The sequence below is a fragment of the Clostridium sp. DJ247 genome, from assembly GCF_014231265.1.
On sequence record NZ_JABAIW010000078.1, the window covers coordinates 1 to 17,232 of the forward strand.

A 17,232-nucleotide genomic window follows, 5' to 3' on the forward strand; every position below is an offset into this window, starting at 1 on the left:
TGATCCTAATCTTAAAGAATCAAGTTCTGGTGCCTTTTCTCTTAATTCTTGACTTTTTAACATTTATAAATCACCTCACCATTATAATACTTGTATTACAACTATATATATTTTTTTATTGATTTTATAGATATTCCGTTAGAATTCGTTATATTTTGACATTTTTATATTTTGTTCACCACTATAATTGTATTACAACTTTTTTTTATATAATACTCCGGAAACGTTTTTTAGTCAATATATTTTTTTCCGTTATACAAAAATTAGTTTTACATTACGAAACACCCATATAAAAATATTGATTTTTATATGGGTGTTTCTAACTTTATAATTACTTTTAAAAATTATATATTCAAGCCATGCTGTCAGCATAATTGAATTTTAGATGCACGAAAAAGGGGTAATTACAATAAAAATACCCCTTACTAAAAAGCTTAATTTAATAGTTTAATCATAGCTTTTTCAATAAATAACAGGATAATCAATTTCAATGAGATAATCATATCTACAATCGTAGTTGCTATAATATTACTAAATTCAATACCAACTTTAGAAAAAGTGGGGAGGAAATTAATTAACTATTAATAGCCTTATTTGCTTCATAATATTAAAATAAAAGCCATATACATCTCCCCTATACTTCCTAACAAATTTTCAAAATATATCATACCACTGATGCAACCTGGTAGTAGCAAGCATAAATTTCTATTTTTGAGTCCTAAATCTGAAATTTATTGTCAAAAGCCATCAATGAATAGAATAATGCCTCTACTCCTAAAGCAATGTCTTCACAACAAGTATATTCTTCTGGGCAGTGGCTTCTTCCATCTTTGCTTGGTACAAATATCATTCCTATAGGCCCAATATCATATATATGATTTGCATCATGCCCAGCACCGCTGGGTAAAAACATATTGTTTGCAGTTTTATCACAAACATCCTTTATAATTTGCTGTATAGTATCATCTACAATTGAGGGTTTGGATTTAGATATATTATCAAATTCTACGGATACTCCTCTTATACTTGAAAATTTATGTGCACTCTCTATAAAATTACAAACAATCTCTTCAATAACTTTCTCATCCAAAGCTCTTACCTCAAATTCAAATATACATTTACCTGGTACTACATTAGACCCATTGGGATGTACATTAAGTTTTCCCACAGTTCCAACAACATCCTGTTTATTTTTTCCCTTACAAATACTTTCTAAATACAGTATTAATTCACTTGTTAGTGCTAAAGCATCATATCTCATATTCATAGGAGTGGTTCCCACATGATTTGTTTTTCCCTGAACAGTTACTCTGTATCTATGTATTCCAACAATGCCTGTAACAACGCCTAACTTACAATGGTTTTGTTCCAACACTGGACCCTGTTCAATATGAAGCTCAAGATACAAAGCCAAATCTCCCTTTTTTCTCTTATATTTCTGTATAGTATCAGTTCTTCCACCCAACGCTTCTATACATTTAAAAAGCTCTTCACCATTTTGATCCTTTCTCTTCAGATCTTGTTCTGTAAGCTTCCCTACCATTCCTCTGCTTCCTATAGTAGATATGCCAAAATCACTAGGTTCCTCTGAAGTAAAATCTGCTATCTCAAGAGTATGCTTCAAAGTTATTCCTGCTTCCTTTATCATTCTTGCTGCCTCAATACCACTTAAGACTCCAATTATGCCATCAAACCTACCGCCACCAACTACTGTATCTGTATGAGAACCTATCATTATAGGCTTTAAACTTTCATCACTGCCGGGTATTCTACCTATTAAATTTGAAGCACTATCTATATAGGTTTCCATACCTGCTTGTTCCATGTTATTCTTTAACCATTGTCTGGATTTTTTATATTCTTCGCTAAATGCCCTTCTAGTCCATCCAAGTTTGCTATGATCTCTAAATTGGGCAATAGTTTCTATATCAATTTTTAGTCTATTTAAATTAGGCTTCACAGTAACTTTCCGCATTTTATTTATCCTTTCTCCTATTACTTGTAATTCTTTATAGGTACCCATTCATGAAATTTGCCTTATACTCCAAAAAAGTTTTGAAATGTTCTATTCATTTTTGCAACATATTCCTACGTATAGAGTAAATTTAGGGCATGAATATCTATATTTGTTACTTGGAGCTTGGGATACCCTTAATAAATTTTCCATGTATATTATTATTTAATTCTCCATTATTATATACACAGCTGCCTCTAACAAAAGTATGGGTTACTTTTCCTTGTATCTTAAATCCATTATACGGACTCCAAAGTGCAGTTGAATGAAGCTCTCGTTCATCCAAAATATAATTTTCATTAGGATCTAAAATTACAAAATCCGCATCCATACCAACAGCTAAACTGCCTTTACAGTAGTCTAATCCGAAAACTTCTGCTGGCCTTTTACTAATCAAATTTACCAACTGCAGCATAGTGATTCTTCCCTTTGCCACACCTTCACTGTACATTATTGGAAGTAAGGTTTCAACTCCAGGAGCTCCTGAAGAATTTTTAAAAATATTTTTTTCTGACTTTTTATCTAATGTCCAGGGAGCATGATCTGATGTAACCATATCTATAAAACCCATAGAGATTTGTTTCCATAATGCTTCTTTGTCTTCTTCCTCTCTTAAAGGAGGATTAATTTTACCCTTTGCCTTAAGTTCATCCATATCTTTTTCGCTAAAACAAAGATAATGAGGGCAAGTTTCTGCTGTAACTCTAACACCCAAAGCTTTATAATAATTTACAATATTAAATATTCTAGGAAAACTTCCATGATATATATGCAATTTAACCTTTGAAAATAAAGCTAATTCTGCAGCAGCAGCTACTGCACTGCTTTCAGATACCTTAGGTCTGCTGTAACAGTGAGCTTTTTGATCACTTTCACCTTTTTCTTCATACTTCTTCATAAAGCTTCTTACTATATCATCATTCTCTGCATGTAAACCAACAGGACATCCTGTGCTGCTTATTTTACAAAAAGCATCAAACATCAAACCTTCATTTATCCTTGGAAATCTAGCTGAATTTGTATTAAACATTGACATTTTAAAGCCGCAAGCACCTTCATCTGTAATAGATTTTATTTCTTTTAATCCTTCCTCATTGTCCTTTATAGTAGCAAGCATTGCCACATCAACCCTTGCTTCTTTTTCAATTTTATTTCTCTTTTTAATGAATAAATCCTTTGTACATATCATGCCATCAGCATCATAGGGCATTTCTATGATAGTAGTAACACCACCACAAGCAGCTGCATTTGTTGCATTTGAGATGCCTTCATCAAGGGAACTATAACAATGAACATGTGCATCTATGGCTCCAGGAATAATATAATTTCCTGATCTATCAATTATTTCTTTTCCATTAACATTTTCACCGTTGCTAAAAATACCTGCTATTTTCTCTCCTTTAACAGCTAAATATGAATCATACAATATCTTATCCCACAAAACTATGTTACCTTTTATAACTAAATCATATGAATTACTTTTTTCCATATGTACACACCTCTATTAATAGTTTGCAAAGTTTTCTATACATTTTAAAAGCTCGTCGTTATCCATAAGACTTATCATGCTAACAATAATCTCTCTAGAATAAACATCCTCATAAACTGCATTAACTTTACCTCTTATTATTTCATATATTTCTTTTGTACCGGTTCCAAGCTCCAGTCCTTTCATTTTATCCTTTATTAAATCTATGGCCTGAGCAGCGCATAACATTTCAATTGCAACAACAATTTTTAAATCATCAATTATTTTTAATAGCTTATGAACGCCTCCCATACCCATGCTATTGTGATCTTCCTGGTTACTTTTGGATGGTATGGATCCTATGCTTGAAGGTGATGAAAGTACTCTCATTTCTCCAACTAAAGCTACTGCATTAGCTTGTACTAATGCAAAACCTGTATTTAATCCAATGGAGTCACCTACTAAATTAGATGGAAGTCCATAGCTCATAACAGGATCAAGAAGTCTTGAAGATCTTCTTTCAGATAAAACCCCAAGATCTGTAAGTACTATACTCATAAAATCTACCGAATAAGACAAAATCGCACCGTGGTAGTTTCCCCCACTAAGACTTTCAAACTCTCCATTATCATTACAAAATAAAAGTGGATTATCCGTTGAGGCATTCATTTCTCTTGAGAGTATTGAATATATATATGTCAATACATCTCTTACAGCACCGTGAACCTGTGGTGAAGATCTAAAGCTTACTGCATCTTGTACTCTAGGTTTATTTTCTCCTAGTCTTATTCTGCCCTTAGGAGTCATCCATTCGCTTCCATATGTTAGATTTCTTATATTCTGAGCTGTTAATATTTGAGTATTGATTCCCCTAGCTATTTGAATACGGTCATCAAAAGCATCTTTTTCTCCTCTTATAGCTTCTAAATTTAAAGCTAAAGCAGCATCCGCTAATATAATAATTTTTCTAGCTTTACAATATGCATATATTGAAGCTGCTAATAAAACAGTGCTTCCACTCATTAAAGCCAGTGCCTCTCTAGCTTGGAAGTTGAATTCTAATGGTTCTATAGAAGCATTTTTTAAAATATAACTTACACTATGAATTTCACCATTATACTTTACTTCTCCACCTTCCATTCCACTTAAAGCCAGCCCTAAGTGTGCCATAGGTTGAAGATCTCCCACACCTAAAGAACCAACTTGAGGCATTCTAGGGTAAATTCCTTTATTTAAAAACATTAATATTCTTTCAATAAGCTCAACTCTAACTCCAGAGTTACCTCTGCAGAATACGTTAGCCCTAAGCAGCATAGACAGCCTTACTATATCATCATGAAAACAATCACCTACGCCTGCAGCATGTGAACGCAGTATATTTTTCTGAAATACCTGCTGATCTTCTTCACTAACGCTAAAATCCTTTAATTTACCTAGACCGGTAGTTACACCATATATTACCTTATTATCTTCTCTTAGCCATTTTTCTACCTGGTCCCTAGTAAAGCTTACTCTTTTTCTAGCTTCATTAGAAATTTTAACTGTGATTGTTCTATTTTCAATAAACTCTATTATTTTATCCATAGAAAGAGAATATCCATCTAATACTATTGTTTTCTGCCTTTTATTAGTGTCCATTATTGACCTCCCTCTATAATTCGCCGTTTACTTTTAAATGAGCCCTTTTTTCTAAAAATAATAAAAAGTAATTAGTTATTACCGATAAAAGGGAAACTAATACTGTTCCACATATAATTTTAGGAGCATGATCTTGATAAAGCCCTTGAAATAACATTACTCCAAGTCCTCCAGCATTTATCCAAGCTGCAATGGTACCTATTCCAATAATAGAAATTGCAGCAATCCTTATTCCTCCAAGAATAACAGGCATTGCAACCACAAGTTCAATTTCAAAAAACAATTGAAAGGGATCTAGTCCCATTCCTTTACCTGCTTCTATTACTGCCGGATCTATAGATTTAAAGCCAACCATAATATTACGTACAAGAATTAATTGACTATAAGCGACTAATGCAATAATTGCTGGAGTTTTACCGAGTCCCACTATAGGAATTAGTATTGCAAAAAATGCTAAACTAGGAATAGTGTAAATAATGCCCAAAAGAGATAATCCTATAGATGACAGTTTTTTAAATTTTGATAATAACACACCTAATGGAAGTGCTATAATCAGTGCTATAGCTAAGGAAACAACCGTTAACTCTATATGTTGCAAAAATAGTTTTAGAATTTCATTGTAGTTATTGGTTATATATTTAATCATAAATTCACCCCTAATCTACACCACTTGAGTACTAAATTTTTTTATTTCATCTAATGTTATACTACCAACAATTTCATTTTTTTCATCATGTATTGCTACACTATTACAAACATTTTTTAATATACATGAAAGTATTGTTTTAAGATCATCTTCTTTTGACATTTCAACTAATATTTCATCTTTCTTTTCAATAGGTTGTGCCATAACATCCTTTGCCTTAATAAAAGTTAATCTCTGTAATACATCATCTGAATTCACAAGATTTTTTACAAAATCATTTGCAGGATTCATAAGAATGTTTAAAGGTTTATCATACTGTTGTATTTTACCTTCATTCATGATTATAACCTTATCCCCAAGCTTTAATGCTTCACTAATATCATGCGTTACAAACATTATAGTCTTATTAAGCTTTTTCTGAATTTTTATCATTTCATCTTGAAGGTTAGAACGAGTAATAGCATCAATTGCCCCAAAAGGCTCATCCATTAACATTATTGATGGGTCCGCTGCCATAGCTCTAGCTAAACCAACTCTTTGCTGCTGTCCTCCGGATAACTGACTAGGATATCTTTTTCTGTACTCCTTAGGATCTAATCCAACTAGATCAAGTAAATAATCTATTCTCTCATCTATTCTTTTCTTATCCCATCCAAGTATTTTAGGAACTGTTGCAACATTTTCTTCAATAGACATATGACGAAAAAGACCTGTTTGCTGAATTACATAGCCTATTTTTCTTCTAAGCACTGTTGCAGGAATTTTTGTAACATCCTCATTATTTACATATATTTTTCCACTTGATGGTTCATAAATACGATTTATCATTTTTAAAAGCGTTGTTTTTCCACATCCCGATGCTCCTAATATTGTAACAAAGCTTCCTTTTTCAATCTTTAAAAAAGTCTCATGTACAGAAGGTTTTTCAGCATTTTTAAAGGTTTTGCTTATGCCTTCTAAGACTATAGCATATTCGTCAGCCATATATTTTGCCTCCTTTATAAAACTTTCTCTTAATGTTAAGTATAATATTTTAGCTTCCCTTTAGTTAGAGAAGCTAAAACACTTTATCTATTTTTTCTTAATAAGCCCTTGTTTTTCCATGTATTCTTTTGCTACATCTTTATATTCCTTTTTATTAATATCCACGTCAGCATTTAATTGTTGAACTACTTCATCGGTAAGTTTTTCTGAAACCTTGTTTATTATATCTTGTACTTCTGGATATTTACTTAATACGCTGCCTCTTATTACTGGACATAAATAATATGGAGGCCAAAAATGTTTGTCGTCTTTAAGCAATACAAAGTTTTTATCTGTAAGTTGTCCATCTGTAGTAAAGGCAACTGTAGCATCTGCTTTATCTTCTAAAAGTACTTTGTATTTTATTCCATAATCATACAATTTGTTATCTTTAAAATTCATTCCACCATATGCCTCTTTTAATCCCTTTAAACCATCTTGACGTTCATTGAACTCTGGTACACTAGCAAATCTTATATTTGGTGCAACTTCGGCAAACTTTGATATAGTGTATAAATCGTATTTTTCTGCAGTCTTTTTTGACACTGCTAAGCCCTGTGAATCATTTGCATTAGTTGACTTAAGCCATACTAAATCCCAATTCTTTTTATACTCTGCTGAAACATAATCATAAACTTCTTTTGGATCTGATTTTTTAGGCGCTTTTAAAACATCCAGTAATCCTGTTCCGGTATATTCTGGATACATATCTATATCACCTTTCTTTAATGCTTCATGAGCAACAAGTGTACCACCAAGATTTAATTTTCTATCTACAGTATAACCTGCATTCTCTAGGGCTAGTGAGTACATTTCTGCTATAACAAGATTTTCCGTAAAATTTTTAGAACCTACTGTTATTTTTTTCGTGGAAACCTCATTACTTTTTGCTGAATTACTTCCTTTTTTAGATGTAAAAATAAAAGCAATAACAATTGCTAAAATTATTACAACTACACCTATAAACATATTTCTAGTTTTATTCATACCTTTTCCTCCCTCTACAACCTTTAAATTTATTAGATGCCCTGCCCTAATGCTGTGCAATAGCACAGATAAACCCTTGACTTAATTCAAATCATATTTTATTTTAAACTCTTTGATATTTTGTAACTAATCTTTCTACATAAGCTAATATTACTTCTGATAATACAGCTAGTATAGCAACTGGAATAGCTCCTACTAGAAGCATTGAAAAATTATACATACCTAGTCCATTAATTATAAATGTACCAAGGCCCCCTCCTCCAATAAAGGCAGAAAGTGTAGCACTTGAAACAACTTCAACTGCTGCAGTTTTTATTCCTGAAATTATAAGAGGCATTGCAATAGGTATTTCTATTGTAAACAGCATTTGTTTTTTATCCATGCCAATACCTGTAGCTGCTTCAATAACTGAACTCTCTATTCCTTTTATTCCAATAAAAGTGTTTATCATTATTGGAGGACATGCTAAAACTGTAAGAGCAACTAATGCAGGCTTAAATCCAGTTCCCAGTATAGGCATTATAATTATAAGTATTGCTAAACTGGGTATAACCCTTAATGAATTTATTAAACCCATAATATAAGAAGAAACTTTTTGATTTTTTGCACATACAATACCAAGGGGTACACTTAAAAGGATACCTACTAACAATGCTACTAAACTTAACTCTAAGTGTATTTTAAAAGCCTGTTGAAAATCTTGCATATTTTCAATTATATATTTATAGGCCCCAATAATGATATTCAAACTACCTCCTCCTTTTATTTTTCAAGAGCATATGAAGCAATATCAATTCCTAGAGCTTCTTCAACTTCAGGATACACTGCTGGATCTTTTACTCCTGTACTTAAAGGTATATTTTTTTTGTTTATACTTAATACAGAAATTTTCATTCCTTTTTTTACATAAGCAACACTAACTGGTAAGCCTGTTTCTACTGAAAGTGTTGTTATTACATCAGGATAAGTTGTAAGACGGTTACCTTCATTATCCTCCACAGCCATGTATTCATTCATAATGTGAAGAGTCAGCTTCTTATCTCCAGTATCAATTATACATTTTCCAATATCATATCCACCAGCTGTAACAAAATCCATACTTTCAACTATTCCTGTACCTATTATTTCTCCATTAGTTGTATTACATATTGCTTCTATAACAGCTTGTCCTCCATTCTTTTCCGCTGCAATCATGTTTTTTCCTAATTCTATTGCTCTTGAAATTCCTCCTAATGCAGCATTGTTTTTTATGAAGCTAGCTGGAAGAGGATTTCTTGCACAAGCTATAAAACTTCCTGATTGCTCAGATGCTTTTCTTAATATATTAGCAGTTTTTGCAACTGAACCTTTAGCTATAACTTCTAAATGAGAACCTGTTTCTCTTTTTCCACCAACAACCACCTGAATAGTCTCATATTCTATATCTGAAGCCAAACCCATACAACCCATTTTACCTGTAGGATGTGCTCTCATATCACCTACTGCATCTACTACCACTAAATCAAGTGCAGCTGCATGAACCCATCCATTAATTGAACTAGAGCATCCATTTTGAGGTGTCATAATTCCTACTATTTTTTTATCATAATGTTCTTGAAGTAATTTTGCTGATTTAATATAATCTGCAGCAAGCATTTGCCAATCCTTTGCAGCTGGTGCACCTATTGCAGAAGCTGTTATTATTATTGCATCCTCTGGAAGCTCTTCTACACTTACTAATCTAACTCTACCAATTCTTATTGCTGTTTCTCCTATTTCGAGACCGTGGTCAACCCAGCCGCCGCCGCCGCTGGCAAACACAGACCCTCCTCTTACAGCTGCTTTTACATCTTCCATTTCTAATTCACGCATATTTATACCCCCAATATTTTTTGTTTATATAGGAATCTCGACTTGAAATTCAACATATATAGGAATATAAGTTAAATTTTAGCAGTCTAGCCTTATATCTCAACTCTGTTAATTTTTTTCTTTGCAACTTCATCTAATGCTTCTTCATATCCTGCATCTGCATATCTTAATACCCCTATAGAAGTATCATTATCCAAAGTGTGTTTTAATCTTTCTCCTGCTGCCATTGATCCATCAGCCACAATGGTAACCCCAGCACTAGTCATATATCCTGAATATCCGCCACCACCAGAATGTATAGCTACTAAATCTGCCATAGAACTGCAATTAATCATGGCATTTAGTAAAGGCCAATCTGATATTCCATCACTTCCATCCTTCATTCTCTCTGTCATAATGTTAGGATGAGTCATAGCTCCTGCATCTAAATGGTCTCTTGTAAATGCCACTGGAGCCTTTAACATACCGTTTTTAACCATTTCATTTACAGCTAAAGCTAATTTTGTTCTTTCTTCATGACCCAGCCAACCTATTCTTGCTGGCAGTCCTTCTATAGGAATATATTTTTGTGCTAAGTTTATCCAGTTGATAACAATTTCGTTATCCTTAAACTCTTCTAAAATATAGTTATCTATTGTCTCTAAATCTTCCTTTTCTCCACTTAAAGCTACCCATCTGAAGGGTCCTATAGCCCTGCAGAATAAATGTCTTAGAAAAGCTTCCGTAAAGATGTCTATATCAAATGCGTCCTTAACACCATAGTTAAATGCTTGTGTTCTAATATTATTTCCATTATCAAATACTATTGAACCTTTTTTCTTAAATTCCAACATAGCTTGTACTTCTTTAGCAATAGATTTGCCTGAATCATATATAAGCTTCTCCGGACTATGTTTTCTTGCTGTTTCTACCTGTTTTAAAGTATACCCACTTGGGATATAACCGTATAGCAAATCATGAGCAGCTGTTTGATCAGTTATTATATCTGGTACAATTCCTTTTTCAAGTATTTCCGTATAAATATCTGCTGCATTTCCAACTAATCCAACTGAAATAGTTTCCTTTTTCGCCTGTGCTTCCTTAATCCATGAAAGAGCTTGATCTAAATCTGATGTTTTCTTTTGAAGGTATCCTACACTTATTCTTTTGTCTATATTTTTTTCATTTACATCTACTACAATAATTGCAGCACCAACCATTACTCCTGCCAATGGTTGAGAACCTCCCATACCTCCACATCCTGCTGTTAAAATAAACTTTCCTTTTAAATCTCCATTAAAATGCTTTCTGCCAATAGTAGCAAATATTTCATATGTACCTTGAACTACTCCTTGGGAGCCAATATACTGCCAATCTGCCGCAGTAAGACCGCCCCAAATAATAAGTTCTTTATCCATAAGCTCATAAAATTTTTCACTATTTGCCCATTTCCCTACAGTATTACAATTTGCCATCAATACAATAGGAGCATATTTATGAGTTTTTAATACCCCTATGGGTTTACCTGATTGGATGATTAAAGTTTCATCCTCATTCAAATTTTTAAGACTGTTTACAATGGCATTATAACAATCCCAATTTCTCGCAGCCTTTGCCAGCGAAGCATATACTATAAGGTTACTTTGATTTTCTCCATTTTCAAGAACATTTTCCAACATTCTAAGAAGTGCTTCCTGTCTCCACCCTTTACACCTAAGCTCAATGCCTCTTTGTGCTCTTATTTTGGTCATTTGTGTCAACTCCTAACCCCATGCTAATATTTTATAAACTTTCACATTCACTATAATCAGTAATGTTGTTAAATTTTAGTTAAAGTTTATTTATTAATTTATTATTAACATATTTATTTGTTTTTGTATTGTTAATTACATTTTAACAATACAACGTCAATAAAACGTCAAATTACCAGTGAAATTTATATAAAAATAAATATTTTTATATATTATTACTACTTTACAAGTAATTTGAAATTAACAAAAGTATGAAATTACAAATAGAGTTCTTGTTTAAATATTAGAAAAGCTAAAAGCAATTTAGCTTATTCAGCATATTAATTAAATTTACTTCCTTTGATATACTCAAGTATTTAATTGCATTCTTCACATAAATCCTTGAATTTTCATTAATACATTCTTTAAAGATCTTACTATCAATCATATTATTTTCAATTTTTATACGTATTTCAGCTTTAGTTTTATATAGTACACCTATTTCTTTTGGATTATTTAATAATTTTGAATTTTTATCTGCGTTAACTATGTATTTTAATGCATCTCTAAGATTATTTTCTTTTATACTAATCATACTCATGAGACATTCTGCAATAGGTCTTCCCCATATAAAGTCAAAATGTTTATATATATTTAGAGCAAGTAAAAAATACTTTTTCGCTAGTTGTAAATCATCAGTATGATAAGCTGCATCTCCTGCATTAACGTAAAAAACAGCAAGACTAGTTAAAACATTTTTTTCTTCACATATCCTAATAGCTTTCTCATAATATTTAATAGATTCCGAATACTTGTTATTCTGTTTTCTAATATCACCCATATAATTATAAGCGGCAGCTATTGATACTGCATATTTATCAGCGTCTAAACTGTTCATACTTAATTTGTTTATAGACTCATTTAACAACTCTTCTGCTTCTGAGTATTTACCTATCATCTTTTTATTTAATGCCTTTAATCTTAAAAATATGCCTACTTCTCTTTGAGTATCATATTTTAAGGCTAAATCAAGTCCATAGTTTACGTATTTTATCATGTTATTAGAATTATTAGTTTGTATACAGTGAAATATCATCTGTTTATAACCTTCTATAACATAATAATTATTACTAATATCTCTTGATTGTTTTATCATATATTTAATATGTTTAAGTCCATTGTCATAATCACCTTTTTTAATCAGATATCTTCCCAACATATGCAGATAAGCCAAATACAATTCTAAATATTCCTTTTCGTTTACTATTTCATGTCTTAAATTCTTTAACAAACTCTCTATTTCACTAAAGTTTTTTAAAGTTCTTTTATTATCAAAATTCATTTCCTTGTAAGATTCATAATTAAAATGTAATATCGGAAATAGCTCATGACTAAAATTAAAATATAGCTTAAGCAATTTAATTTTATATTTTAAAGTATTAAGATTGTTATTAGCATTTGAAAAATGATATATTAATTTATAACAAATATTACTGTCTATTGTATCATCATTAACTCTGCTCTCTAAAATTTTTCCAATCTTATTATGAAGGATCTTTTTCCTTCCTCCTGAAAGATTCATATAAATAAACTCTCTAAGTTTTTGATGAGTAAACTTAAAACTTACATAGTTAGTTTTTAATTCTTTCAATATTTGTTTTTTTTCAAGTTCCTCCATGATATTTATTATCTCTAATTCATCCTTTTGAAGTAATTCTTCTAAGATATATATTGGAACTTCGTCATCAAATATAGATGAAATTTCTACAATCTTCATAGCTTCCTCTGATATACCTATAAACCTGCTTTTTAAAATATCCTTCATTTTTGAAGTCATAATGTTAATATTCTTATTACTTTTTAAACTAATTAAATACTCTACTATGAAAAATGTATTTCCATCTGTTTCTTTATAAATTTTATCAATCATTTCTTTTTTTAATGGATATTCAGGCATAGCTTTCCTAAAAAATCCCTTAACATCATGAAATTGAAAGCGAGGAAGTTCTAATATATGAACCTTTTCATATTGCTTAATAGTAGTTAAAAATTTATCTATATGAACACTAAAATCATCTCTGTAGGTTAAAATAAAAAGAAATTTTTCACTGGATAAGTCAAAAATCATGTTAGTTAATATAGACAAACTAATAGAATCCATCCATTGTATATCCTCAAAGATAAATATCATTTTTTTGTCAAAAAACATTTCCTTAGTAAGATGTACAATAAGCTCACTTATTACTTCATATTTTAGCAAACTTGTATCATTTGTTGATTTTTGAAATTCTGCTTTATTATTGATTTCAGGAACTAAGCTATTTATAACCTGCAGCCATACTTTAGGAAATTCCTTTTTTTCATTCCTAATTGCATCACATATTTTTAAAATAATATTTCTCCATGGTTTTAAGATATTTTCCTTTTCAAATTCGTAACAATTTACCTCTAAAGTGATAACATCTTCATTATTTATCATATCCTTAAATTTATCCTTTAAGCTTGTTTTACCTATGCCCATTTCACCTTTAATTAAAAAAGACTTCACACCTTCTTTGTTCTGTAAAAAATTATTATAATTGTTCTCTAAAAACTTAAGTTCTTCATATCTTCCGTAAAAAAATTTCTTATTATTTTCTTCGCTTTTTCTTTCATTAATTTTATTTAATACTTCCTTAAATACCTTTTCTGTTTTTTCATCAGGCGATATGCCTAATTCTTTATCTAGAATTGAAGATAACTGTTTGTACACTTCTATGGCATTATTAAACTTGCCTTGATTATAATAGCTTTCCATGAGATTTTTATAGGCTCCCTCATTAAATTCATCAACATTTATCAATAGCTTTGAGTAATATTCTACTTTTTCATATTTTTTATTTATTTTTTCTATTTGTATATTTTTATTTAATCTTTCTAAATATATTTTTTCAAAATATTCTCTACTTTCTATAATCCAATTTTCAAAATTTAATGAATCTTTAATTGTAAATCCTTTTAAAAATTCTCCCTTATATAAATCTAATGCATAAGGATCTTTAATAAAAGTATCTAAATCTGTTTCTATTTTCATATGGGGACTAAAAGCAATAATAGATTTATTTAAATCAGAAAATATATCCATTTGTGTGTTTCTTTTTATTAAATAAATAGCATTTCTCAAATTTTTTTTTGCTGTTTCTTTTGATTTTTCACTCCACAAAAGATTAGCCAGCTCATCTCTAGTGCTTTGCTTATTTACCAATAAATAAACAAACAAAGCTCGAACTTTGCTGTAAGGAAATACTATTTCTTTGTCATTATAGAAAATATTAAAATTACCAAATAGTTTTGTACTAATATAGTTCAACATCAATTACCCCCTTTTGAATGCATAAATGAAATACTGCTATCATAGACTCCAGTATTAATAGTTTTTATATCTGAAAATAAATATTCTTTTTCCCTGAATTTATTCACTTTTCCTATCTTAAGTATTATTATAATATTTTATTTATAACGTGACGATAAATTTAAGATGAGTTTTCCATGTAATTTTAAAAGACATGTCCATCACCTCATTTGAAGTGTTGACATGTCTAGATTTTTTTTATTCACTAACTTAACTATCTGTGCTTAAATTATTGGTTTATGCTAATTAATTTTGGTGCTTATTATTTTATTTCTTTAATTAATATTTTCTTTATTTGTATAAGGAGAAATTATATAATTATAATATTTCAGAATACAATAATATTACATATTTTATATTGCAAAAAAGCATTTGTAAATAACTAAACCTATTTTTTATTTTGCTCATTAATCCAATTATTGTCTTTTTTATTATTTAGCATATTTATTTTATCATCTAAATACCCCTTATTTTCAGTTTGTGGATTACTCAAAATTCCAGCTACTACCAAAATACCAAGTAATGAATTGACTAAATCATTATAGTTAGCTGGAAGAATATCAATAAAATACCGTAAAATTCTTTTCTGATATAGCATATTTTACCTACACTTGTAGTTAAAGCAAAATAAAAAAGGACTTCTTATCTTAAGAATTCCCTTTATAATTAAATAACCTGTTACGCACTAAATTGTTTCAACTAAACATCAGATGAGAGTTAAATGCCTAACTGGCATTTAACTCTCAATTTGCTGGTGGAAGCCAGAGTGGAAAAAACTGCCCCGCGGATTGCTAGACAAACTCTATCTGATGTAAGTTTTACTCTATTATTGAATTTAAGGTTGTACCATTTAATTTAATTAGTTTTTAGTACACTTCTCGACAATACACTCTGTCTATTTTTAGTAAAGGTCTTAGCAGAAGTTAGACCTTCGCCTGTTCTACTTGCTATGGTAAATGTAACAAATCCTTCACCACCAACTCCTAATACTGAATATGAAGGAGCATTCTTAACAAGAATAGCTGTGTCCATTTCTTTTTCATACTTATTTAAGTTATCTATATTCTTTGAGTGTATATGTGCAGAATGTCTATTACCATGTTCTAATTCCTTAGCTACTAATACTGCTTCATCAATATCTTTAACTTCAACTATTCCCAATACAGGCATCATCAATTCTTGTACAACTAATGGATGTTCTCTTCCTGCTCTGAAAATAATACACCTGACAGATTCACTGGCTTCTACGTCAATTGCTTCTAATATCCTCACAGCATCTTTTCCTACAAAATCCCTATTTAAAAATGCTCTTCCGTTTTTCTCTAACAATACTAGTCTAGTGAGTCTTTCAACTTGTTCTTCATTTATCATATAACATCCGTTTTCAACCATATAATAAATTAGTTCGTCTGCAACTTCCTTTACTACTACAATTTCTTTTTCTGCTATACATGGTAAATTATTATCAAAAGTGCAACCGTCAACTATATCAATTGCTGCTTTAGCTATATCTGCAGTTCCGTCAACTACTACTGGAGGGTTTCCAGCTCCTGCACCTATAGCTCTTTTACCGGAACATAATGCTGCTGTAACTACTCCAGGTCCCCCAGTTACAACTAGCAATGATATATCTGGATGCCTCATTAAAACATTACCACTTTCGATAGTTGGATTTGTTACTGATGTTACAATGTTCTCTGGTCCTCCAGCTTCCACTGAAGATATATTTACAATTTCTACAGCTCTATTTGAAACTCTTACTGCATTTGGATGCGGATTAAATACTATTGTGTTTCCACCTGCTATCATAGCAATACTATTATGTAGTATTGTACAACTAGGATTAGTACAAGGAGTTATAGCACCTATTACACCAAAAGCACTCTTATGTAAGATAGTAAGCCCTTTATCGCCTGATATAATTTCAGCTTTTATATCTTCAGTTCCCGGTGTTCCTTTCGCTACAAGCTTATGCTTAAAAATCTTATGGTCTATTCTTCCCATACCAGTTTCTTCAACTGCAAGGGCAGATAACTCTTCTGCGTATTTAAAGATATTCTCTCTTATTTTACTTATGATTTTTTCTCTTTGTTCTAACGACATTTCTCTTACTGTCTTCTGAGCTTCTTTTGAAACTCTTATAGCCTCATTAATATCTTCATAAATACCTGTTAAATTTAAATTCATTTTTCATAACCCCCTAAATATTTTTAATGTCCAAAAATTCCTTGTGACAGTAAAAATATTATTTTATTACTTGTGTAACAAATTTTGTTAAATTATAGATATAAATGTTAATTAACACTTATTTCATAGTATATACCTAAAAGTTTAATTTTTCCATACTTTTATTAAAAATTTAATATTTTTCCAATTGAGCTTTAAAGTTACATTTCACCTAACCTTAATATATAGATAAACACGCCCTAAATTTAACTTATACGACCGGATATATTACCATGTTTCGTCACGTTAAATATTTTTAATTAGTCTAAAGCTTAAATT

The 17,232-nt window shown here is 30.7% G+C and carries 12 protein-coding genes; all 12 read right to left on the reverse strand.

The features are described from left to right. Nucleotides 1-718 precede the first annotated feature (718 nt). Nucleotides 719-1,975, reverse strand: coding sequence for a M20 family metallo-hydrolase (locus HGI79_RS20600; RefSeq protein ID WP_185652546.1), 1,257 nt, complete (start codon nt 1,973-1,975; stop codon nt 719-721). 154 nt (nt 1,976-2,129) lie between these two features. Beyond that, entirely contained in the window at nt 2,130-3,503 is a 1,374-nt protein-coding gene (locus HGI79_RS20605) for a dihydroorotase family protein (RefSeq protein ID WP_185652547.1), read from the reverse strand. 15 nt (nt 3,504-3,518) lie between these two features. Next, nucleotides 3,519-5,120 carry a histidine ammonia-lyase gene (gene hutH, locus HGI79_RS20610; protein WP_185652548.1) on the reverse strand — a complete coding sequence of 534 codons (1,602 nt, stop codon included), beginning with the start codon at nt 5,118-5,120 and terminating at the stop codon, nt 3,519-3,521. A gap of 13 nt (nt 5,121-5,133) precedes the next feature. After that, on the reverse strand, nt 5,134-5,766 hold the full coding sequence (locus tag HGI79_RS20615) for an ABC transporter permease (RefSeq protein ID WP_185652549.1): 633 nt from the start codon (nt 5,764-5,766) through the stop codon (nt 5,134-5,136). A 15-nt stretch (nt 5,767-5,781) separates the two neighbouring features. Then, a complete protein-coding gene (locus tag HGI79_RS20620; protein WP_185652550.1) occupies nt 5,782-6,750 on the reverse strand; it encodes an ABC transporter ATP-binding protein in 969 nt (322 codons plus the stop codon). Nucleotides 6,751-6,837: 87 nt separating this feature from the next. Then, nucleotides 6,838-7,776, reverse strand: a complete 939-nt coding sequence (locus HGI79_RS20625; protein ID WP_185652551.1) for a glycine betaine ABC transporter substrate-binding protein — start codon at nt 7,774-7,776, stop codon at nt 6,838-6,840. A gap of 103 nt (nt 7,777-7,879) precedes the next feature. Continuing rightward, nucleotides 7,880-8,524 (reverse strand): ABC transporter permease, encoded by a 645-nt coding sequence (locus HGI79_RS20630; protein ID WP_241428294.1) that lies wholly within the window; start codon nt 8,522-8,524, stop codon nt 7,880-7,882. A 14-nt stretch (nt 8,525-8,538) separates the two neighbouring features. After that, nucleotides 8,539-9,627, reverse strand: coding sequence for a DUF917 family protein (locus HGI79_RS20635; protein WP_207725860.1), 1,089 nt, complete (start codon nt 9,625-9,627; stop codon nt 8,539-8,541). Between the two features lie 92 nt (nt 9,628-9,719). Next, entirely contained in the window at nt 9,720-11,357 is a 1,638-nt protein-coding gene (locus HGI79_RS20640; RefSeq protein WP_185652552.1) for a urocanate hydratase, read from the reverse strand. Nucleotides 11,358-11,649: 292 nt separating this feature from the next. After that, a complete protein-coding gene (locus HGI79_RS20645) occupies nt 11,650-14,688 on the reverse strand; it encodes a BTAD domain-containing putative transcriptional regulator (protein WP_241428295.1) in 3,039 nt (1,012 codons plus the stop codon). Between the two features lie 427 nt (nt 14,689-15,115). Further along, complete coding sequence (locus tag HGI79_RS20650) at nt 15,116-15,325, reverse strand: hypothetical protein (protein WP_185652553.1); 210 nt, start codon at nt 15,323-15,325, stop codon at nt 15,116-15,118. Between the two features lie 257 nt (nt 15,326-15,582). Continuing rightward, entirely contained in the window at nt 15,583-16,914 is a 1,332-nt protein-coding gene (locus HGI79_RS20655; protein WP_185652554.1) for an aldehyde dehydrogenase family protein, read from the reverse strand. Nucleotides 16,915-17,232: the final 318 nt, after the last annotated feature.